Annotated in this window: 21 protein-coding genes; 16 read left to right on the forward strand and 5 right to left on the reverse strand. The window is 52.6% G+C overall.

Annotated features, from left to right (window positions below; genetic code table 11):
• Nucleotides 1-9: 9 nt before the first annotated feature.
• From galE to FV139_RS21435, 3 genes are all read left to right on the forward strand, one after another.
• Nucleotides 10-1,026, forward strand: a complete 1,017-nt coding sequence (galE, locus tag FV139_RS17840; protein WP_148069832.1) for a UDP-glucose 4-epimerase GalE — start codon at nucleotides 10-12, stop codon at nucleotides 1,024-1,026.
• Between the two features lie 103 nt (nucleotides 1,027-1,129).
• On the forward strand, nucleotides 1,130-1,387 hold the full coding sequence (locus tag FV139_RS17845) for a type II toxin-antitoxin system ParD family antitoxin (RefSeq protein ID WP_148069833.1): 258 nt from the start codon (nucleotides 1,130-1,132) through the stop codon (nucleotides 1,385-1,387).
• Between the two features lie 9 nt (nucleotides 1,388-1,396).
• Entirely contained in the window at nucleotides 1,397-1,699 is a 303-nt protein-coding gene (locus FV139_RS21435) for a type II toxin-antitoxin system RelE/ParE family toxin (RefSeq protein WP_148069834.1), read from the forward strand.
• Nucleotides 1,700-1,714: 15 nt separating this feature from the next.
• Here FV139_RS21435 and FV139_RS17855 read toward each other — a convergent pair whose 3' ends face one another.
• From FV139_RS17855 to FV139_RS17870, 4 genes are read right to left on the reverse strand one after another with little or no spacing between them, the layout of a single operon-like run.
• The gene (locus FV139_RS17855; RefSeq protein WP_148069835.1) at nucleotides 1,715-2,533 is read right to left on the reverse strand and encodes a symmetrical bis(5'-nucleosyl)-tetraphosphatase; all 819 of its coding nucleotides are present in this window, start codon (nucleotides 2,531-2,533) and stop codon (nucleotides 1,715-1,717) included.
• 8 nt (nucleotides 2,534-2,541) lie between these two features.
• Nucleotides 2,542-2,949, reverse strand: coding sequence for a Co2+/Mg2+ efflux protein ApaG (gene apaG / locus FV139_RS17860; protein ID WP_148069836.1), 408 nt, complete (start codon nucleotides 2,947-2,949; stop codon nucleotides 2,542-2,544).
• Between the two features lie 6 nt (nucleotides 2,950-2,955).
• Complete coding sequence (gene rsmA / locus FV139_RS17865) at nucleotides 2,956-3,747, reverse strand: 16S rRNA (adenine(1518)-N(6)/adenine(1519)-N(6))-dimethyltransferase RsmA (RefSeq protein WP_148069837.1); 792 nt, start codon at nucleotides 3,745-3,747, stop codon at nucleotides 2,956-2,958.
• A gap of 36 nt (nucleotides 3,748-3,783) precedes the next feature.
• Nucleotides 3,784-5,040, reverse strand: coding sequence for a Wzz/FepE/Etk N-terminal domain-containing protein (locus tag FV139_RS17870; RefSeq protein WP_148069838.1), 1,257 nt, complete (start codon nucleotides 5,038-5,040; stop codon nucleotides 3,784-3,786).
• 181 nt (nucleotides 5,041-5,221) lie between these two features.
• Between FV139_RS17870 and FV139_RS17875 the strand changes: the two genes are divergently transcribed.
• Together FV139_RS17875 and FV139_RS17880 are read left to right on the forward strand one after the other, a co-directional pair.
• A complete protein-coding gene (locus FV139_RS17875; protein ID WP_235898710.1) occupies nucleotides 5,222-5,953 on the forward strand; it encodes an ABC transporter permease in 732 nt (243 codons plus the stop codon).
• A complete protein-coding gene (locus tag FV139_RS17880; RefSeq protein WP_148069840.1) occupies nucleotides 5,950-6,669 on the forward strand; it encodes an ABC transporter ATP-binding protein in 720 nt (239 codons plus the stop codon). Before FV139_RS17875 ends, FV139_RS17880 begins: the two co-directional genes overlap by 4 nt.
• Nucleotides 6,670-6,703: 34 nt before the next feature.
• Here FV139_RS17880 and FV139_RS17885 read toward each other — a convergent pair whose 3' ends face one another.
• A complete protein-coding gene (locus FV139_RS17885; RefSeq protein ID WP_148069841.1) occupies nucleotides 6,704-7,846 on the reverse strand; it encodes a hypothetical protein in 1,143 nt (380 codons plus the stop codon).
• A 78-nt stretch (nucleotides 7,847-7,924) separates the two neighbouring features.
• Here FV139_RS17885 and FV139_RS17890 point away from each other — a divergent pair, with 78 nt between their 5' ends.
• The 11 genes from FV139_RS17890 to FV139_RS17940 all read left to right on the forward strand — a co-directional run bounded on the left by FV139_RS17890 (nucleotide 7,925) and on the right by FV139_RS17940 (nucleotide 18,987).
• Entirely contained in the window at nucleotides 7,925-8,425 is a 501-nt protein-coding gene (locus FV139_RS17890; protein WP_148069842.1) for a transcription termination/antitermination NusG family protein, read from the forward strand.
• 230 nt (nucleotides 8,426-8,655) lie between these two features.
• Nucleotides 8,656-8,976: a MarR family EPS-associated transcriptional regulator gene (locus tag FV139_RS17895; protein ID WP_148069843.1), complete on the forward strand. Its 321-nt coding sequence runs from the start codon at nucleotides 8,656-8,658 to the stop codon at nucleotides 8,974-8,976.
• Nucleotides 8,977-9,137: 161 nt separating this feature from the next.
• Entirely contained in the window at nucleotides 9,138-10,268 is a 1,131-nt protein-coding gene (gmd, locus tag FV139_RS17900) for a GDP-mannose 4,6-dehydratase (protein WP_148069844.1), read from the forward strand.
• A gap of 10 nt (nucleotides 10,269-10,278) precedes the next feature.
• Nucleotides 10,279-11,232, forward strand: a complete 954-nt coding sequence (fcl, locus tag FV139_RS17905; protein WP_148069845.1) for a GDP-L-fucose synthase — start codon at nucleotides 10,279-10,281, stop codon at nucleotides 11,230-11,232.
• 214 nt (nucleotides 11,233-11,446) lie between these two features.
• Nucleotides 11,447-12,217 carry a class I SAM-dependent methyltransferase gene (locus FV139_RS17910; RefSeq protein ID WP_148069846.1) on the forward strand — a complete coding sequence of 257 codons (771 nt, stop codon included), beginning with the start codon at nucleotides 11,447-11,449 and terminating at the stop codon, nucleotides 12,215-12,217.
• A gap of 197 nt (nucleotides 12,218-12,414) precedes the next feature.
• A complete protein-coding gene (locus tag FV139_RS21440) occupies nucleotides 12,415-12,624 on the forward strand; it encodes an NAD-dependent epimerase/dehydratase family protein (RefSeq protein WP_407946831.1) in 210 nt (69 codons plus the stop codon).
• Nucleotides 12,625-13,448: 824 nt separating this feature from the next.
• On the forward strand, nucleotides 13,449-14,414 hold the full coding sequence (locus FV139_RS17920; RefSeq protein WP_148069848.1) for an NAD-dependent epimerase/dehydratase family protein: 966 nt from the start codon (nucleotides 13,449-13,451) through the stop codon (nucleotides 14,412-14,414).
• A complete protein-coding gene (locus FV139_RS17925) occupies nucleotides 14,415-15,584 on the forward strand; it encodes an NAD-dependent epimerase/dehydratase family protein (protein WP_213004157.1) in 1,170 nt (389 codons plus the stop codon).
• 5 nt (nucleotides 15,585-15,589) lie between these two features.
• Entirely contained in the window at nucleotides 15,590-16,618 is a 1,029-nt protein-coding gene (locus tag FV139_RS17930) for an SDR family NAD(P)-dependent oxidoreductase (RefSeq protein ID WP_148069849.1), read from the forward strand.
• 317 nt (nucleotides 16,619-16,935) lie between these two features.
• Nucleotides 16,936-18,186: an oligosaccharide flippase family protein gene (locus FV139_RS17935; RefSeq protein WP_187276621.1), complete on the forward strand. Its 1,251-nt coding sequence runs from the start codon at nucleotides 16,936-16,938 to the stop codon at nucleotides 18,184-18,186.
• Nucleotides 18,187-18,225: 39 nt separating this feature from the next.
• Nucleotides 18,226-18,987 (forward strand): sulfotransferase family protein, encoded by a 762-nt coding sequence (locus tag FV139_RS17940; protein WP_268939971.1) that lies wholly within the window; start codon nucleotides 18,226-18,228, stop codon nucleotides 18,985-18,987.
• The last annotated feature ends 22 nt before the right edge of the window (nucleotides 18,988-19,009 follow it).

The following is a 19,009-nucleotide window of genomic DNA, read 5'->3' on the forward strand; positions in this document are numbered from 1 at the left end:
GCAGGCCCCATGCCCAACACCATACTCGTTACCGGCGGCGCCGGATATATAGGTTCGCACACCGTGGTGGCCCTCATCGAGGCGGGCTACCAGCCGCTGGTGCTGGATAATTTCTGCAACTCCAGTGTCGAGGTATTTCAGCGTATTGAGGAGATTACTGGTTATTCCGTACCCTACATCGAAGGTGACGTGTGTGACCGGGGAGACCTGGACGCCGTATTCCACGAATACGATATCAAGGCCGCCATTCATTTCGCCGGCCTCAAGGCCGTGGGCGAATCGGTCGCCGAACCCCTGCGCTACTACCGCACCAACGTCTTCGGCTCACTCAACTTGCTGGAGGCCATGGCCGCGGCGGGGGTGCAGCGCTTCGTGTTTTCTTCCTCCGCTACCGTCTACGGCGACCCGGACAGCAACCCCATCCAGGAGCACTTCCCCCGCCGGGCCATGAACCCCTACGGCCAGACCAAGCTGGCGGTGGAAAAGATGCTGGAAGACCTGAGCGCCTCCGACCCGGCCTGGCGCCTGGCCTGCCTGCGCTACTTTAACCCGGTGGGCGCCCACCCCAGCGGCCTGATTGGCGAGGACCCCCAGGGCATTCCCAACAACCTGATGCCCTTTATCGCCCAGGTGGCGGTGGGGCGGCGGGAATACCTGAGTGTATTTGGCGGTGATTACCCGACCCGCGACGGCACCGGGGTGCGAGATTATATCCACGTGATGGACCTGGCCGAAGGGCACGTCGCGGCCTTGAAGCATCTGGAGGGGCAGGCGGGCCTCCTGACCGCGAACCTCGGCACAGGGGAGGGCGTGAGTGTGCTGGAAATGCTCTCTGCCTTTGAGGAAGCCTGCGGCAAGCGGCTGGCTCATGAGATCGTTGCGAGACGGCCGGGCGATGTCCCCGAGTACTATGGCGATCCCTCCCTCGCAGAAGCGGTGCTGGGGTGGCGAGCCACTCGTGGGGTGGCCCAGATGTGCGAGGACGTATGGCGCTGGCAGTCGGGGAATCCGGAGGGTTATCGCTAAGCGAGCCTATTTTGCGCACGGTCATCAGTTGATGCGCATCAAAGTTTGACAAAGTTTGTATTTTTGCTCATTGTCCTTGGGAGAATTACGCAGGAGATTGGGCATGCACGTTTCCCTCACCCCCGAACTTGAAGCAATCGTCAAAACCAAAGTCGAGAGCGGGATGTACAACAACGCCAGTGAAGTGGTCCGAGAGGCTCTGCGATTTGTCGAAACCCACGAAGCCTGGCTGCGTGAATGGAAAACTGCGGAACTGCGCAGGCAGGTCCAGATTGGGCTGTCTCAACTGGATGCTGGTGAAAGCATCGCTGTGGCCAACCGGGCTGAATTGGATGAGTTAATCAAAGGGCGTTCGCAATAAGCTGGGCGGATGCCCAGTCGCCGAATACGCCAACTTTATCTTTCTCGCCAAGCGCTCAATGACTTGCAGGAGATCTACGCTTACGGCGTGGACAACTGGGGGCTTGGGCGCAGCGACGAGTATCTTGCCAAGCTGGAACAGCAAACTCTGGACCTTCTCGAGAATCCGTTCATAGGAAAAGTCCGACAGGACATCGGCCAGGAGCTGCGTAGCTTGAAGTGTGGCCGGCACTTAATTGTATACAGAGTTTGTGGCCGAGTAGTTGAAATAGCGCGGATATTGCATGAGCGTCAGGACCCTTCAAGCCACTGAGCTCGGGAGAGCTTACTAGGCCGCTTTCCCGTCCTTACACCTGCACCGCGCCCACTCCCCCGTCTCCAGACAATACATCGACAGCGAACCACCCCACACACACCCGGTATCCAGCCCAATCGCATTCGGCCCCTCCGTTTTCCCCTCCAGCGACGCCCAGTGCCCGAACAGGATGCGATCATTGCGTGTTTTCCGGTGGGGGTGGCTGAACCAGGCGTTAACTTTCTTGCCGCTGGTGGGTATCGGCCCCTTGCTGATCAGGTCCAGTTCCCCCTCGCGGGTGCAAAAGCGCATCCGTGTCAGGTAGTTGGTGATGGTGCGCAGGCGCGGCATGCCGGTGAGCTCATCGGACCAGATCGCCGGCTCGTTGCCGTACATATGGCGGAAGAACTCGGTGCAGTCCGGGCTCTGCAGGACGTTCTCCACCTCGAGGCTGCGGGCGAGGGCGTCCTCCACACTCCACTGGGGCGGGATGCCGGCGTGAACCATGGTGAACCCGTTTTCGTAATGCACCAGCGGGCGATGTATGAGCCAATTGAGCATGTTGTCCCGGTCCGGCGCGGCCAGGATTTTGTCCAGCGTATCGGAGCGGCTGGGCTTGCGCACGCCGGCGGCGACGGCCAGCAGGTGCAGATCATGGTTGCCCAGCACCAGTTCCAGGTTGTCCCGCATCTCGTAGAGAAAGCGTAGTGTTTTCAGGCACTTGGGGCCACGGTTGACGATATCCCCCACTGACCAGAGCTTGTCCCGGTCGGCGTTGAAGCGCACCCGCTCCAGCAGGCACTTGAGCGGGTTGAGGCAGCCCTGGATATCGCCGACGACGTAAGTGGCCATGCCCGGTCCTAGTGCAGCGCGTTAGGTGTATGCAGGGTGAAGGGCGGGATGGGCACGTCGAAAGCCGGGACGTCGGTGGGGTCCACCTCCTCTTCGAGGGCGACGATCATGGTGTAACTTCCCTCCATGCAGCCCACCGGCGTCGGCAGGGTGGCGCCGCTGGTGTAGCGGAACTGCTCGCCCGGGGGAATCACCGGTTGTTCACCCACAACACCCTCACCGCGCACCTCCTGCACTTCGTCATTGGCGTCGGTGATGATCCAGTGCCGGGAGAGTAATTGCACCGGCACCGGGCCGTTATTGCGGATGGTGATGGTGTAGGCAAAGGTGAACTGCGCTGCCTCCGGTTGGGAGTGGCTGGGCAGATAGGTGGTTTGTACGGTTACCCGCACCTGCTGGGGCTGAAAGTCGGTCACGCTGGATTATCCGTTTATGGCGTTGGCAATGTGGATGAAATCCACCAGCTCCAGTGTCTCCGCTCTGGCGCCGGGGTCAAGCCCCAGGGCCTGGAGGCCGGCGTCGTCCATCATACCCTTGAGATTGTTACGCAGCGTCTTCCGGCGCTGGGCAAAGGCGGATTGCACCACCCGTTTCAGTGATTTCGGGTTGCACTCCGGCCAGGGCGAGGACTGCCGCGGTACCAGCCGCACAATGGCTGATTGCACCTTGGGAGGCGGATAGAACGCCTCCGGCGGCACGTCGAACAGGTGCTCCACCTCACACAGGTACTGCGCCATGATACCCAGCCGCCCCCAGGCCTTGCTGCCCGGCTCCGCCGCCAGCCGCTGTACCACTTCCAACTGCAGCATGAAGTGCATGTCCTGAATCAGGGGCGCAAACTCCAGCAGGCGGAAGATCAGGGGGGTGGAGATGTTGTAGGGCAGGTTGCCCACGATCCGCAGCGGCCTTTCGTCGCCTGCCAGGGATGCGAAATCGAACTTCAGCGCGTCTGCGCTGTGCAGCTTGAAGCCCGGGTAGATGCTGAAGGCTGCCAGCAGACCGGTGACCAGGTCCCGGTCCAGTTCCACCACGTCCAGGCGGCAGCCTAAGGTGATCAATGCCTCGGTAAGGGCACCCTGGCCGGGGCCGATTTCCACCAGGTGGTCGGCCTCCCGGGGCTGTATGGCGTCGGCGATGCGGCCAATGACCGAGGTGTCCTCGAGGAAGTTCTGGCCGAAGCGTTTGCGGGGAAAATGGCGGGGTGGATTAGCCATTGGAACCATCACGTATGATCGGTTTTTGCACGGTATTCACCCCTGCCCGCCTAATGCCCGACGACGGTTGGCGGCTGCATTCATAATGAGGGCGACCAGAACGCCAAGCATGCCGCCGGCCACCAGCGATGCCGCAACGATCAGTGATTTTCGGGGTTTGATCGGTCTGTCTGGCGCAACGGCGGGCTCATCCAGTTTGAGGACGCGCACGCCTGAAAAATCCTGCTTCAGGTAACTCTTTAGCTGATTCAGCTCGGTACGCATATCGCGGATGCCCACAATAAAAGCGGTGTCGTCCGCTCGTGCCTGCAGTACTTCCACCTCCCGATTGTACTCCAGCATCGCCAAATCGGACTCCAGATTACGGATATCGGGATTGGTGAAGTCGTTGGAACTACGCTGTTTCAGTGCTGCGATTTCTGCCTTGAGCATCCTGGCCCCGCGGAGATAAAGAGGGTCCCCTTCGCCCTCGATATCCGCCCTGATGGCTAAACTGTTCCCGGTTCCGGCGCCTAATTGGGCGATGAACTGGGGCTCTTCCAGCCCCAGCGACTGGGCCACTGACAGCGCTTCGGTAAGCTGTGCAATGCGGTCCAGCCTGAGCTGCTCCTCTTTGGTTCTCAGGGCAGCAATCTGATCTTTGAGTATCAGGGCTTTGAGCTTGTCGCGCTCCTGTAGCTGGGTAATCCGGTCCTGCTTGGAGCGGGCTTCCAGTGCGATCTCCTGCTCAATACGCTGCTGTAACAGAGAGGCCTTGGTTTGTAGCGATGTTTTCACCTCTTCCACCAGGGTTTGCGTGGCCAGTTGGTTTGCCGTTTCGATCAACTGGTTGACGACGGCAGCACTGAACTCGGCGTCACCGTTTGTATAGGAGACCGTGGCAAAATTGTTGCCTTTGTCTGGCGTGATGTTGATATGTTCGGAGAGCGTTCGCCAGTTCCATTCCTCATCACCCAAGTCCTGGGGGCTGGAGTCCCGGACCGCGTCAAAGGTCCGCATGCGTCCATGCTGTGAGTTCAGCTCGTTCAGGCCTCTCGCGAAGGCCTCCGTGGGTGTAATTTCCACAATCTCGAGTTCGCTGAGCTGGGCCAGGTCCGAAAGGTCCGGTGGCCTCACCTGGGTGCTGGCCTGGTAGCTAGGGGAAAGCAGCAGCGCCGTGATCAAACCGGCAACAGTGGCCGCACCGGTAATGCCCATAATCAGCCACTTGCGCGCCCATAAGCCTTCTACCAGTTCAAACAGGTCAATCTCATCGTCGCGGTAGAGTTCCGCCTGGCTTCCATCGTTAGTCATTGGGCGTGCACGGTGTCCTTGTGGGTCTGGAGCGCTACTATACCAGCCAAAGTGCCCGCGTATCCTCTTCCTGATGGATTTGCTAAACTCGCCGCCGCCGTTTAACTGGATTGCAGGTTCTGGTGCTGTTCCGCTAATGCCACTTTCCCAATATTTTCAACTAATGGACGTCCAGGCCCGCATGGCTCTGCGGGCAGATGCGTCGCGCTTCTACCTGGGGTACCTGTGGTGGCTGCTGGAGCCGCTGTTGTGGGTGGGGGTGTTCTACCTGGTGTTCAGCGTCATCCTCAAGTCGCGTCAGGACGATTTTCTGATCTTCCTGATGTGCGGCAAGCTCACCTTTATCTGGTTCTCCAAGGCGGTCAGCCAGGCGTCCAACAGTATTGTCGCCAGCCGGGGCTTGATCGCCAAACTGGATATCCCCAAAAGCCTGTTTCCCATGTCGGTGGTGCAGGAAAGCCTCTACAAGCAGGCGGCAGCCTTTATACTCCTGTTCGTGGTGTTGGTGGTTTTTGGATTTGCCCCCAGCGGCACCTGGTGGTGGCTGGTGCCCATCATTTTAGTGAATTACCTGATGATTGTGGCCTGCGCGTTGGTGGGCGCCTCGCTGGTCTGCATAGTGCGCGATTTCAGCATGCTGATTCCCCTGGGCATGACCTTTCTATTGTTTACCTCAGGCATATTCTGGAACGTGCATGACCTGGGAGACCCGGCCAAAACCGAGCTGGTGCTGGCGCTGAACCCGATCGCCTTCATCCTGGATTGCTATCGGCAGGCCTTGATGTGGAATACCGTACCGGACCTTTCGCACCTGGCCCTGGTGGCCCTTGGCGCTGTGCTCCTAATTGGCGGCATGTTGGCACTGATGCGCCGATCAAGCCAATACCTGGCCCTCAAGGCACTGACCGCATGAGTCCCAGTGACCGGCAAGTGATACTGGAACTGGAGCACGTGTCCCACAGCTACCGTTCCAGGCGCGACACCTTTGAACACGGCGTGCACCATATCCTGCGGGATGTGTCGCTAAAACTGTACGAGGGAGAAACGCTCGCCATTATTGGCCGCAATGGCGCGGGCAAGACGACCACGCTGCAACTGATGGCGGGTATCCTGGCGCCCTCCAGAGGAGTAGTGCGTCGCCGCCCCGGCGCCAGTGCCTCGCTGCTTTCAATCGGCCTGGGCTTTCGGCCCGACCTGTCCGGCAGAAACAACGCCATCCTCGCCGCCATGTTGCAGGGCGCCTCACGGAGACAGGCGCTGGCGTACCTTGACGAGATCAAGGAATTCTCCGAACTAGGCGACTCTTTCGAGGAGCCGGTGAAAACCTACTCGACGGGAATGCGCGCGCGCCTCGGCTTTACCACGGCACTCAAAACCCACGTGGATATCCTGTTGATCGACGAGATTCTCAGCGTTGGTGACGCCGCGTTTCGCAGCAAAGCGGAAGCCGGTATGCGGGAGCGCATTGCGGGTGAGCAGACGGTGGTATTCGTGTCGCACGCGCTGGCGCAGGTCAGGGCGCTGTGTGATCGCGCGGTTTGGATTGAGGGGGGGGCTATTCTCGCGGAAGGTGAGGTGGGCGAGGTGTTGGAGAAATATACCGATTCCCTCTCGAATACTGCCCCCTGAAGCCAGGGCCGGGCGTAGCCCAACTGGTGCCGTTTCAGGGGGCGCTTTTCACTCGTGGCTCCAGATAACTGACTGAAATACCGCTGTTCGTGGCCTTCAGGTCACGCTGGAGTTGCTGATATCGCTCTGCGACCTTCCAGGCCTGGCTCATCAGTACGCAATAGATGCAAAAGCAACCCAGGAAGATGTAAAACTGGTAGGGAACGGCCGCGCCTGAATTGTGTAGCATCAACCCGAGAAAGGGGGGGGTAAGGCCGATGCTACCGATGATCAACAACGAGCGTCGGTGACTTAGACCAAGACTCTGCATTAAATGGTGGATATGCGTTCTGTCACTGTTGAACGGTGACTGCTTGTTAAAGACGCGCCTTGTGGTGGTGAATACCATGTCAAAGAGTGGGAGGCCGACCAGATAGAGCGCGGTTACTGGGTCTATATACTTGGTGCCTCCAATCTGGGCCGATGTTACAGCGAGTATCAGCGATACCACGATGAAGCCCAGGAGTTTGCTGCCCGCGTCACCCAAAAAGGTTTTGGGGATGAAGGGGGCCAGCTTGAGATTGGAGACCAGAAAGGCGACCAACGAGGCGCTGAGCGTGAGCGTAATCAAGCCCGGCTTTATTCCAGTGAAGAGATGAAAGGCCAAGATGGTGATCAGCACCATCATCGCCAGCAAGCCGTCCATACCGTCGAGCATATTGTAGGCATTGATGATGCCGAATATGCAGATGACCGTGAACGGATAGGCAAGCCAGTCATTGAGTTGTATATGGCCAAATCCGACCAGGTCTCCAAGGTGGGCGACCTGAAGGTCGAGGCCCTCTATCACAATCAGTGCTACCACCACTTCTACGGATGTTCGGGTAAACACACTAACGTGTTTGCGGTCATCGATGACGCCCAGCGCAACGAGAAGGCCCGCGGCAAGCAGGAGCACCTGAACTTCCGATTTAGGTCCGCTGAAGACAATCAGATTCTCATGGGCAAACAGGTAGGTGGCAATGGCCAGGGTCATGAAGATTGCCAGCCCGCCAATAAGTGGCACGTCTCCTTGGTGGAGCTTGCGATGATTGGGCTTATCGACCAAGTCTACCTTGGGAGCCATTTGCGCCAGGGCGCAGATAAAGCCTAGGGTCGCGAGGAAGGCGAAAAGTGCTTGTTGCAGGGCCGGTGACATGCTGTGCCATGAGAGTTTCGTAATGCAGGTATTCTACGCAAAAGAGGGGGCGGGTAGAATACTCGTAGGAGGTGAATCATGACTTGGCTAGCTGTACAAACCAAGCCCCGGGGGGAAATCGAGGCATTACAGAACCTGGAGAGGCAGGGCTTTAGTGTGTTTCTCCCTCGGGTTCGCCAGCGAAAGCGCCGGCCCGGAGGATGGCAATGGCTGGTGGGGCCCCTGTTTCCGCGTTACCTGTTCATCGACGTGGTGCTGGGTGAGGCAGACCTCGGGGTCATCCGTTCTACCCGTGGAGTAGTCGACCTGGTCCGATTTGGGGCCGCCTTGATTCCTGTGGAGAATCGAGTCATCGAGTTTTTACAGCGTGGCCAGTCACAGGATGACGGTGCTGCAGTTGAAGATGACTCCCCGTATCGCCACGGTGAGCGGGTTGAAATACTGCGTGGCCCTTTTGCCGGCCTCAGTGGTATTTTTCAGGTCCAGCGGGAAAAGGACAGGGTTGAGTTGTTGCTAGACCTGTTAGGGCGCCAATCTCCGGTATTGGTCAAGCGGAATGATCTGGGCTATTCACTGTAGATGATTGAGTCTCCCGCAGATTCTCACCTCGAGATATGTTGCCGCATAGCAGTGGTGCGGTTATGATGTTCAGTCATTGAACGCCACCCTGTTTGGATGTTTCAACTCGCTCGGCAAGGCTGCTGCACTCCCACTAACGGTGCGCACCTTGCGGTAGCCTGCCTGTCTATTTTTCGCCGTCATTTTTAGCATTCCCATACACCGATTGGATTTTCGTCGAAGCGCTAAATTTGAAACCATCCGAAACGCATTTACGCGTGCTGCAGACATTAGAGGCGCAGCCCGAATTAACACAGCGAGAGTTGGCAGAGAAACTTGGCGTGAGCCTGGGGCGAGTCAATTACTGCCTCCGGGCGCTAGTGGATAAGGGTTGGCTAAAGATGGAAAACTTTCAGCGCAGCGAGAGCAAGGCTCGTTACGCTTATCTTCTGACTCCCAAGGGGATTGCAGCAAAAGCCAGGCTAACTGCTCGCTTTTTGAAAATGAAGATGAAGGAGTATGAGGCTCTGAAAAGAGATATTTCAGAACTTAAACGACAATTGGGAAGGTAGATGCTGGAATGGATATGGCATTGGCTTCTGGATCTCGATAACTCTTGTTATCGAAAGCAAGTGATAGAATTGAGCATCCTAACAGTCGTTATTGCACCCCAAAAATGTCCATGAGCCTTCCAATCCGTCTTTACTGCTCCCTACCACTTTAGAAACAAGATATGACACGAAAGAAAGCATTGATCACAGGCGTCACCGGCCAGGATGGGTCGTATCTGGCTGAGTTGCTCCTTGAGAAGGACTATGAGGTTCACGGGATAAAGCGGCGGGCGTCATCGTTCAACACAGAACGTGTTGATCATATCTACCAGGACCCACACGCTGATGATCACCAATTCATTCTCCATTACGGAGATCTGACCGACACCAGCAACATCACCCGTATCATCCAGCAGGTTCAGCCGGACGAGATTTACAACTTGGGAGCACAAAGTCACGTGGCCGTGAGTTTTGAGGAGCCCGAGTACACCGCAGATGTTGACGCCCTCGGTACGTTGCGAGTGTTGGAGGCGGTACGGCTCCTAGGCCTAGAGAAGAAAACACGAATCTACCAAGCATCTACATCAGAACTATATGGCCTGGTACAAGAGACACCGCAAACAGAGACTACGCCCTTCTATCCCAGGTCACCCTACGGCGTGGCGAAGTTGTATGCCTACTGGATCACGGTGAACTACCGCGAGGCCTACGGCATGTATTGCTGCAACGGAATTCTCTTTAACCATGAGTCGCCACGTCGTGGTGAGACTTTTGTTTCTCGCAAGATCACGAGAGGGCTCTGCAACGTGAGCCAGGGGCTAGAGCCCTGCCTCTATATGGGCAACTTGGATGCCAGGCGCGATTGGGGCCACGCACGAGATTACGTAGAGATGCAGTGGCTTATGTTACAGCAAGATGATGCTAAAGACTTCGTGATAGCCACCGGTAAACAGGCTTCAGTGCGAGACTTTATTGTTGGTTCCGCAAAGCGATTAGGTGTTCAGATTCAGTTCGAGGGACAAGGCCTCGACGAAAAAGGGTTAGTTGCCTCTATCGATCAAAACGTCGCCGATGAGGGAATCTCAGTTCAGCCAGGCGATACGATAGTGGCAATCGATGAGAAGTATTATCGACCCGCTGAGGTCGAGACTCTACTAGGTGACCCTTCAAAAGCGATGAAGGAACTCGGCTGGAAGCCAAGCACCACGCTGGACGAGATGATAGATGAAATGGTGGCCCATGATCTGGAGGCAGCCCGTAAGCATCGACTGCTAGTGGATAGTGGCTATCAGGTGAATACACCAGGCGAGTAAGTAGCAGTCGATGAGTAAAAGGGTATTTGTAGCCGGCCATCGCGGCATGGTGGGGTCGGCAATTCTCCGACAGCTGGAAAAAGACGGCCAGGTCGAATTGATTACCAAGAGGCGATCGGAGCTAGACCTGCTCGATCAGGCCGCGGTAAAGACATTTTTCGAGGATGAAAAAATTGATCAGGTGTACTTGGCGGCCGCCAAGGTTGGCGGTATACACGCAAACAACACCTATCCCGCAAATTTTATATATGAAAATCTTGTAATCGAATGCAATATCATCCACTCCGTATTTCAAGCGGGAGTAGAAAAGCTGCTTTTTCTAGGAAGCTCTTGTATCTATCCCAGAGAAGCTCCACAGCCTATGCGTGAGGATGCACTACTTACTGGTCCGTTGGAGCCTACTAATGAGCCCTACGCGATTGCAAAGATTGCAGGCATCAAACTGTGTGAAAGCTACAATCGCCAATATGGAACAGACTATCGCAGCGTAATGCCCACAAACCTTTATGGTCCTGGGGATAATTTTCATCTAGAGAATAGCCACGTAGTGCCCGCGCTCATTCGGCGTATTCACGAAGCGAATGAGGCGGGTGATCATAAGGTGGTGGTATGGGGAACCGGAAAGCCGCTTCGAGAGTTTCTTCATGTGGATGATATGGCTGTTGGGTGTTTACATGTCATGGGACTACCACTTGATATCCACATGCAGCTAACGTCACCATCGCTGTCACACGTAAATCTCGGAAGTGGCAAAGAGTGTTCTATAGCTGAACTTGCACGCGAAATCTCCAATGCCGTTGATTACGACGGAGAGATCGTTTTTGACAAGTCGAAACCAGACGGTGCGCCGAGGAAGCTTATGGATAGCCGTCTGATCCGTTCGTCTGGATGGTCACCAAAAATTCAACTAAGCGACGGTATTCTAGGTACTTATCAATGGTATCTGGCTCATGAGGTAGAATAGTCGCTTGTCCTATCGTGTTGGTTTAAAACATACGAATCGAGCGCTGAAAACTCGATTTCAACATACGCGAGTTCGTAGAAGCGCTCTAGACTTGCCCAGCTTTATGGAAAAAGAGGCAGGCTCTTTCGATTGGGTAATTCGCACTCATGAGCGAGCCTGTTTAGAAGTTCATTAGGTTTTGCTCCCTCGATGGTTCTGTCACAGAAATATTCATATGAAAGCATCTTCGGAAGTACAAAAAGCATTTGAACTCGCGGTGCAGTCGTATCCAGCCCAACTGAGATGGTTGATTGAGAACAACAGAAAGAGACTGCTCTGGCAGTGTCAAAGAACACTCGATGTTGTTCCCAAAGGTGGCTGCGTCGTTGATATAGGAGGGGGTATCGTTCCCTTTATGTACACCTGTCAGCTTCTTGGTTACGAAACTATTCTCGTTGACGATTTTTCCGACAACTTGTACAAGTCGCCTGAATCTAAACAGGTCCTAGGCGCAATTCAAGAAAGCGGTACAACTGTAATTGACGGAGATGTTTTTGAGCTAGAACTTGATGAGATTCCGGAAGACTTAGACATGGTCACGTCTCATGATTCTATGGAACATTGGCACAATTCGCCTAAGTGGATTTTCTCAGCGCTCTGGAACAAGCTTAGCGATGGCGGTGTGTTCTGGATTGGCGTCCCAAACGCGGTCAATCTGCGCAAACGGGCTACAGTCCCTTTTGGGCGCGGCAAGTGGTCTACGATGAGTGATTGGTATGAGACCGAGGTTTTTCGAGGTCATGTTCGAGAGCCGGACGTCGAAGATCTAGCGTACATAGCGCAGGACTTGGGAGCCGCAAGTTATTCAATTGAGGGTAAGAACTGGATTGGTTATCGTAGTTCTCGGCCCATTATTCGGACGCTGACGCCCTACCTAGATAGGGTGATGCAGATATGGCCGAGCCTTTGCTCCGTTATCTATCTTACAGCATGGAAGCGCTCTTAAAGCAAATTAGTCAGCATCGATACTTGACTAGCAGGCCCTCGACACGGAGAAGCAACAAGACTGGTATCTTAATTGAGCCATACGCTGTCGCCAAGATTGCTGGCATGAAATTGTGTGAAAGCTATAGCAGGCAACGCTGAACTAATTACCCTAGATTGATGCCTAAAAAATCATCATGAGCCGGGCGACAATTGCGGTTGGAGAATAGTCACGTTGTGTCAGCGGTTCTTCGTCCTTTCAACGAAGCCAAGAGGTTTGTGGGAAGAAAGTTTCTGATCTGGGGAATAGGCAATCTTTTGCGAAAGTTCCTACATGTTGAGGACATGGATTGCGCTTGTCTTTATACCATGGCGTTACCACGGCATAAGTACTCGGAGATCACAGTGACACAGCTATCGCACATTTAAAGTTGGTTCCAGGATCAAGCGCACTATATCTGAGCCCGCTTCTACGATTAGTAAGTTTGCTGGTTTCGAAGGTCAGTTCAGTTTTGATTACTGTAAGCTAGGCGGCTCTCCCAGAAAATTTATAGACAGCGATTTCCCTATATCTATCGTGTGTAGGCACAAGATCAACCATCGTCGATGGAATCAACTCGACTTGTAGCTGGTATCTCGACACGCTTCTGTAGTTACTGAGTGAAAGCATTCTCCCAACTACGGCGGAAGTTAGCTGCCATTTTTGATGAGATTTCGCGGCTCTGGCTAAAAAAGCAGCCTTCACGGGGTGTTGTCTAAGCAGACGATGAGTGCCGAATAGGTGCGAGAATGACAGCAACTGACGACTTTCGAGCGATCAAGTTCGTGTTTGTACACAGCTACAGCAGCTGCAAGAGCAATTGGCGAAGTGTCATGATGGGGGCGGGCGAAGATAGCGGAAGGGTGACGCGAGGAGTATTTCTCGCAAGACAACTAGGAGTGCCCTTGGTGGCGGATGACCGGCTAGATCGCGAGAACAAGGAATTATATCGCCGGATGGACATAGAGAATCTTAACTCCGCTGAGAACACACTAGGAGAGGTGCGTGCTGCTCTTCTAAGGTCTAGGGGATCAGCGGTGCTATTTGTAACGTCACCTGACCATTTACCAAGAGTAGTACGAGATGTCTTGTCTGAGGGTGGATTCAATTGCTTTTTTGCATCTGCAAGTGTCCCCCATTCAGTCGTCGGTGCGGCTGGAGTTGAAATTGGAGAGCCGGAGTCACACTGACTCTGGCCAATAAGGCTTAATATATGAATTGGTTGATTACAGGTGGTTGCGGGTTCATTGGCCGCTCCCTAGTGGCCAGACTATTGGCTAACGAAGGATACTCAATCCGGGTTTATGACAATCTGTCTGTGGGAACCTTGGCTGATCTTGGTGATGTCACCGAATTTGAGGTTGTTGCTAGAGCCGCACGATGGGGTTCTAAAGTAGAAGTGATCAGATCTGATATCTCCGATTTCGAGGCTCTGGTTAGAGCAGCAGAGGGTGCGGATGTAATAGTACATCTAGCTGCCAATACAGGTGTTGCTCCATCTGTTGAAGATCCAAGAAGTGACTGCGAGACTAACGTCCTAGGTACTCTCAATGTGCTGGAAGCCGCAAGAGCGCTAGGTAAGCCGAAAGTTGTGTTCGCTTCCTCCGGTGCACCATTAGGTGTGCAAACTCCGCCGCTTCATGAAGAGATGGCTCCTCACCCGGCATCACCCTATGGTGCATCGAAATTGGCAGGTGAAGGATACTGTTCTGCTTACTATCACTGCTTTGGTTTGGAAACCGTGGCACTGCGTTTTGGAAATGTTTATGGACCAAGATCAGGTCATAAGATGTCGGTTGTGGCGAAGTTCATAAAGCTAGCTCTGGCGGGTGAATCTCTAGAAATTTATGGTGATGGAAAGCAGACACGAGATTTTATCTTTATCGATGATCTTGTCGATGCGATTTACCAAGCGGGTACCATGGCTGATATCGGTGGCCACACTTTTCAGATCGCGACATCTAGCGAAACAACAGTGTATGAGCTAACAGACAAGCTTGTTGCGGCGTTGGAAAAATGCGGCATTGATAACGTTGAGACCGTTTTTGGAGACAAGAGGCCAGGAGATGTTGAGCGAAATTTTTCCGATACGTCCAAAGCACATTCGATACTTGGATGGGAGGCGCGGACCTCGTTAGAGCAAGGCCTTCTACGAACCGTAAAGTACTTTTTAAATTAGTTGAGTGAGGAAAAAACCGGAATGCGAGTATTGATACTTGGCGGCGATGGTTACCTGGGTTGGCCCACAGCGATGGACTTTGCCAAGGCCGGACACGAAGTCTTGGTAGCTGATAACTATCTACGAAGAATAATTGCTGAGGCGACGGATAGTGAGCCTCTTATTGAAACGCCAACTCTCACAGAGCGTGCAGCCATATTTGAAGCAGAAACGGGCTACAGAATCGCTGTGAAAATCGGTGACCTGGCGCAGCCGGAGTTTATGTTCCATATCTTTCAGGACTTTGAACCCGAAGCTGTCGTCCACTACGCTGAGCAACCCTCGGCACCGTATTCGATGAAGGGTTTTTCAGAGGCTAGAGAGACCTTTAAGAATAATCTTGATGTTACTTTCAACTGTATTTGGGCCGTCAAAGAGCACGCTCCCCAGGCGCACATAATCAAGCTCGGAACCATGGGGGAGTATGGCACCCCTAACATCGACATCGAGGAGGGTTGGATAGAGATCGAGCATAAAGGCCGCAAAGACACCTTCTTGTTTCCTCGTGCGGCAGGGTCTCTATACCACACAACGAAAGTACTCGACACTGATCTATTGTGGTTCTACGTCCGGGCCCACGGTTTACGCGTCACCGACTTAATGCAGGGCCCTGTTTACGGCATATCCACTGATGAGGCAGATCTAAACCCACGGCTTTGCCCAAACTTTCACTACGATGACATCTTTGGAACTGTGGTAAATCGCTTCCTTGTGCAAGCGGTGGCGGGTATTCCGCTAACGGTTTATGGTAAAGGCGGCCAGACCCGAGGTTACCTAAATCTCCGCGATACTTTGCAGTGTGTACGATTAGCTGCCGAGAAACCAGCGGCAGAAGGACAGCTTAGGGTTTTTAATCAGCTTACTGAAACATTCTCCGTGAATGAGCTTGCTGATCGGGTCAAAACTGTTGGTGACCAGATGGGCCTGAATGTGAAAATAGAATCCATTTTGAATCCTAGAAAGGAGAGGGAAGAGCACTACTATAATCCATCCCACTCTGGCCTATTAGAACTAGGCTTACAACCACACTACATGAACGAGGCAGTCTTGGGGGCAATGCTCGAACGAATTATCGAGAATCGCGATCGAATTGTGGGAAGTCGAATTATGCCACGCGTTCGCTGGAGTTGACTAAGGTGGATCGATTTAACGGTAAGAAAGTGCTTATTACAGGTGCTTGTGGAACGGTGGGATCCGAACTGGTGCGTCAGCTTGTTGAAAGTCCAGCCAAGCAAGTCGTCTGTCTGGACAACAATGAGACTGAATTATTCTTCCTGATTGAGAAGTATCGAAAAACCGGGAGGGTGTTGGGATATCTTGCTGATGTGCGAGACCGGGAGTCCCTAATATTGAGAATGCGCGGAGTCGACCTCGTAATTCATGCTGCAGCGCTAAAACATGTTGGACTCTGCGAAGATAGTCCGGCACAAGCGATCGCAACGAATATATTAGGGACCCAGAACGTCATCGATGCGGCTCAAATCAACAGGGTTGAACGAGTTATATTTACTTCTTCTGATAAAGCTGTTAACCCAACTAACGTAATGGGTACATCTAAACTCATGGGAGAGCGATTGATGACGGCTGCTGCGGAGACATCAGTCAGTGCTAAGGTTACGAATTCGGAGGGCGCTGGGACGATATTTGCGTCGACCCGTTTTGGAAACGTACTTGGTTCTCGAGGATCCGTCATCCCACTTTTTCAAAGACAGATTGCCGGTGGCGGCCCAATAACATTGACAGATAGACGCATGACTCGCTTTATTATGAGCTTGACGGAAGCAGTACGCTTGGTACTCGAATCTGTATGGCTCGCAACGGGTGGTGAGGTGATGGTTACCAAGATGCCTGTCGCAAGAATCGAAGATATTGCCACCGTTATGAAAGACGCATTGGGGCGAGGCCTTGATATAGAAGTCAAGGAGATTGGCGCTAAGCCTGGCGAAAAAATGTATGAAGAACTGATGAACGCTGAAGAAGTGAGACGAACAAGAGAGTATGGCGACTTCTTTATCATTACTTCTGCATTTGCAGACATTGAAAATTTCCCCCACCTTGTTGACGGGGCCACACCCGATAGGGTTTACCATTCCGAGCATGAAGCGCCGCTTAGTCTAGATGCACTTGCGCAGTATCTTCACGAAAGGGATGTGATCTTTGCCTAAAAGCTCCTGAACATTCATAAAGATGTTGTTATCGCATTCTGGATACGCTGACTTTGCACTAATTCAAATCTATGATCTGAATGCTCATCTTCGTTCACTTCGCAAGTGTATCTAGTAGATCCCTTTATTAAGCTCGACAATTCTAAAACCAATCTGTGTCCATTGGAGCCAGCAGTTCTATTGACGTTTCAGGTCTATCAGTAATCCTTTCAGAAAGTAAAGTATGATTCTTTCCCATTGGGTCCGGTAGTTAAGTGAACCAAAGCTACAGATACTCTGCAGTCCTAAGCACGGCCGTTAGGGCATCAAGCTTGTGCGTGAGCACTTTGGTAGCAATTTTCTTGGCTCGGATAATGGGTCCGGAAAACTACGGGAAATATACCTTTTATATTTCAGTAATTCTTAGTCTCGCAATTGCTTCGCAGTTTGGTTTGCATCGCCTAGGCGTTAGGGTGGTCGCCGAGAACGTGCAGCGAGGCGAGTATTCTATGATAAACGGGTACTTCCTATTTGCACTAGTAATCGGCGTCTTTCTGTCCTTAGGGACAAGCTCCATATTCTTCATCTTTGATTACAGTTATAGCTTGATCGATAGAGCGAACCTGTATGGCTATCTAACTGTTTTATTCACTGTGACCGCAGTAGTATTAACGGCGATTCTTGATGCAGTAATCCAAGGATCTCGGAAAGTGATTCTTGGGCAAGTATCTGTAGCTCTAATTCGGCCATTAGTTCTTATTTCCGTTGCGGTATTTCTCGCTTGGCCACCCAACCTGGTGCAGCTTTCATCAGCTGACGCGATACTGGCTTTCCTTTGCGCGGCGTTTGTTTCGCTCTGTTTCTCCCTCACCGTGACACTTACAATTATACTAAAGAACATTTTCACAAATTCATCGTTTATTGCAGATACTAGTCGATGGGTTGGTGCATGCATACCACTTGCCTTTACCTCAGTTCTTGCACAGATAAACTCGGTTGCAGACGTGTTCTCGCTTAGTATCTTTCAAACCGATGAAGCCGTCGGTATCTATCGATCTGCCTTCCAAATTGCTAACCTTATTGTGATTGTACAGCAGGCCCTCGCGATAATGGCCGGGCCACATATCGCGAGGCTTTATGCGGCTTCATCGCTCCTTGAACTTGAAAATCTTGTTCGATTCTGTACAAAGATCGCAGCGGCTGCGGGGCTGATAGTTACGTTAGGAACTCTGCTTGCTGGTCGCTCTCTGGTTGTACTGATTTTTGGTGATGCATACTCTGACGCGGCGTTGCCACTATTCATTCTCTCTATCGGCTTTCTCGGAAGCTCGGTGTTTGGCGTTGTCGGTGTTGTACTCAATATGACGGGAAATGAACGTAAAGTAGCATTCGCAATGACTGTTTCAGCTTTGGCAAATGTCGTTCTCAATTTGGCCCTTGTTCCTGCCTTTGGAGTTGTTGGGGCTGCTGTTGCCACCACTGTTAGCTTGCTTTTGTGGAACTCGTTAATGTGGATTTCGGTGAGGACCACACTCGATATTGAGTCGGTACCACTTCTTGGCTCAAGGCAGCTTCGTTTGTCTGAGTGAGAACCTAGAAAATTGAACTCTTCATTACCAAATCTGTTGGTGGTTGGCGGTGTGAGATGTGGCACAGGATGGTTGTCGCAATGCTTGAGAGATCATCCTGCTGTGTTTATGGCTACTGACGAAACTAGATTCTTTGATCGACGCTTTGACATGGGGCTTGACTGGTGGATAGAAGAATATTTTTCATCAGCCCGTGACTATGAAGTTCGAGGCGAAAAAACAGCTGCCTATCTTAACTGCTTAAAGGCGCCTGAAAGGATTAGCAGATCATTACCCAACGTGAAGCTAATCTGCTCAATCCGAAATCCTGTAGACCGTCTTTTTTCCGACAGAATGCTCCTGCTAAGGGGTAGTCCTGGTCTAGCAAATCTTACATTGGAGCAACTTCTAAACTCGCAACGTGATCTTGTAGAACGCGGTCTTTTCACGAAGCACCTAGCAAGATTTTTCGAATTGATTCCTGAAGAGCAAATACATATAGTCTTCTATGAATCGTTGGTAGCCGATACCATACAGACTGTGCAATCAGTCTATCGATTTCTCGGTGTTGGAGACCAGTTCGTTCCCCAATCCATTGGGCTGCAGACAAAGCCGGGTTCGATCGAGAACAAAAACAGAATTTCTGCATTTGCTGCACGAATTCTTCTTCATAAGTATTCTCCTTTGAAAAGAAAATATAGTTCGCTCAGAAAGCGTTACACGCCTAAAACCTGGTCCGAGCAAGAAAGGAGTCTGTTGAAAGAAATCTATGCAGAAGAAAATGAGAAGATATTCAAGCTGTTTGGCATAGACTATCGTTGAGTAGGTTTTGTTAACGGGCATA

Source organism: Parahaliea maris (assembly GCF_008064665.1).
GTDB lineage: Bacteria > Pseudomonadota > Gammaproteobacteria > Pseudomonadales > Halieaceae > Parahaliea > Parahaliea maris.

Coding starts and splice junctions, on each gene's coding strand:
- FV139_RS17910 (WP_148069846.1), top strand. CDS start 11,447: ATGAAAGCATCTTCGGAAGTACAAAAAGCATTTGAACTCGCGGTGCAG.
- FV139_RS17855 (WP_148069835.1), bottom strand. CDS start 2,533: ATGGCCACTTACGTCGTCGGCGATATCCAGGGCTGCCTCAACCCGCTC.
- FV139_RS17870 (WP_148069838.1), bottom strand. CDS start 5,040: ATGACTAACGATGGAAGCCAGGCGGAACTCTACCGCGACGATGAGATT.
- gmd (WP_148069844.1), top strand. CDS start 9,138: ATGACACGAAAGAAAGCATTGATCACAGGCGTCACCGGCCAGGATGGG.
- FV139_RS21435 (WP_148069834.1), top strand. CDS start 1,397: ATGCCCAGTCGCCGAATACGCCAACTTTATCTTTCTCGCCAAGCGCTC.
- FV139_RS17845 (WP_148069833.1), top strand. CDS start 1,130: ATGCACGTTTCCCTCACCCCCGAACTTGAAGCAATCGTCAAAACCAAA.
- galE (WP_148069832.1), top strand. CDS start 10: ATGCCCAACACCATACTCGTTACCGGCGGCGCCGGATATATAGGTTCG.
- fcl (WP_148069845.1), top strand. CDS start 10,279: ATGAGTAAAAGGGTATTTGTAGCCGGCCATCGCGGCATGGTGGGGTCG.
- FV139_RS17875 (WP_235898710.1), top strand. CDS start 5,222: ATGGCTCTGCGGGCAGATGCGTCGCGCTTCTACCTGGGGTACCTGTGG.
- FV139_RS17890 (WP_148069842.1), top strand. CDS start 7,925: ATGACTTGGCTAGCTGTACAAACCAAGCCCCGGGGGGAAATCGAGGCA.
- FV139_RS17920 (WP_148069848.1), top strand. CDS start 13,449: ATGAATTGGTTGATTACAGGTGGTTGCGGGTTCATTGGCCGCTCCCTA.
- FV139_RS17885 (WP_148069841.1), bottom strand. CDS start 7,846: ATGTCACCGGCCCTGCAACAAGCACTTTTCGCCTTCCTCGCGACCCTA.
- FV139_RS17880 (WP_148069840.1), top strand. CDS start 5,950: ATGAGTCCCAGTGACCGGCAAGTGATACTGGAACTGGAGCACGTGTCC.
- rsmA (WP_148069837.1), bottom strand. CDS start 3,747: ATGGCTAATCCACCCCGCCATTTTCCCCGCAAACGCTTCGGCCAGAAC.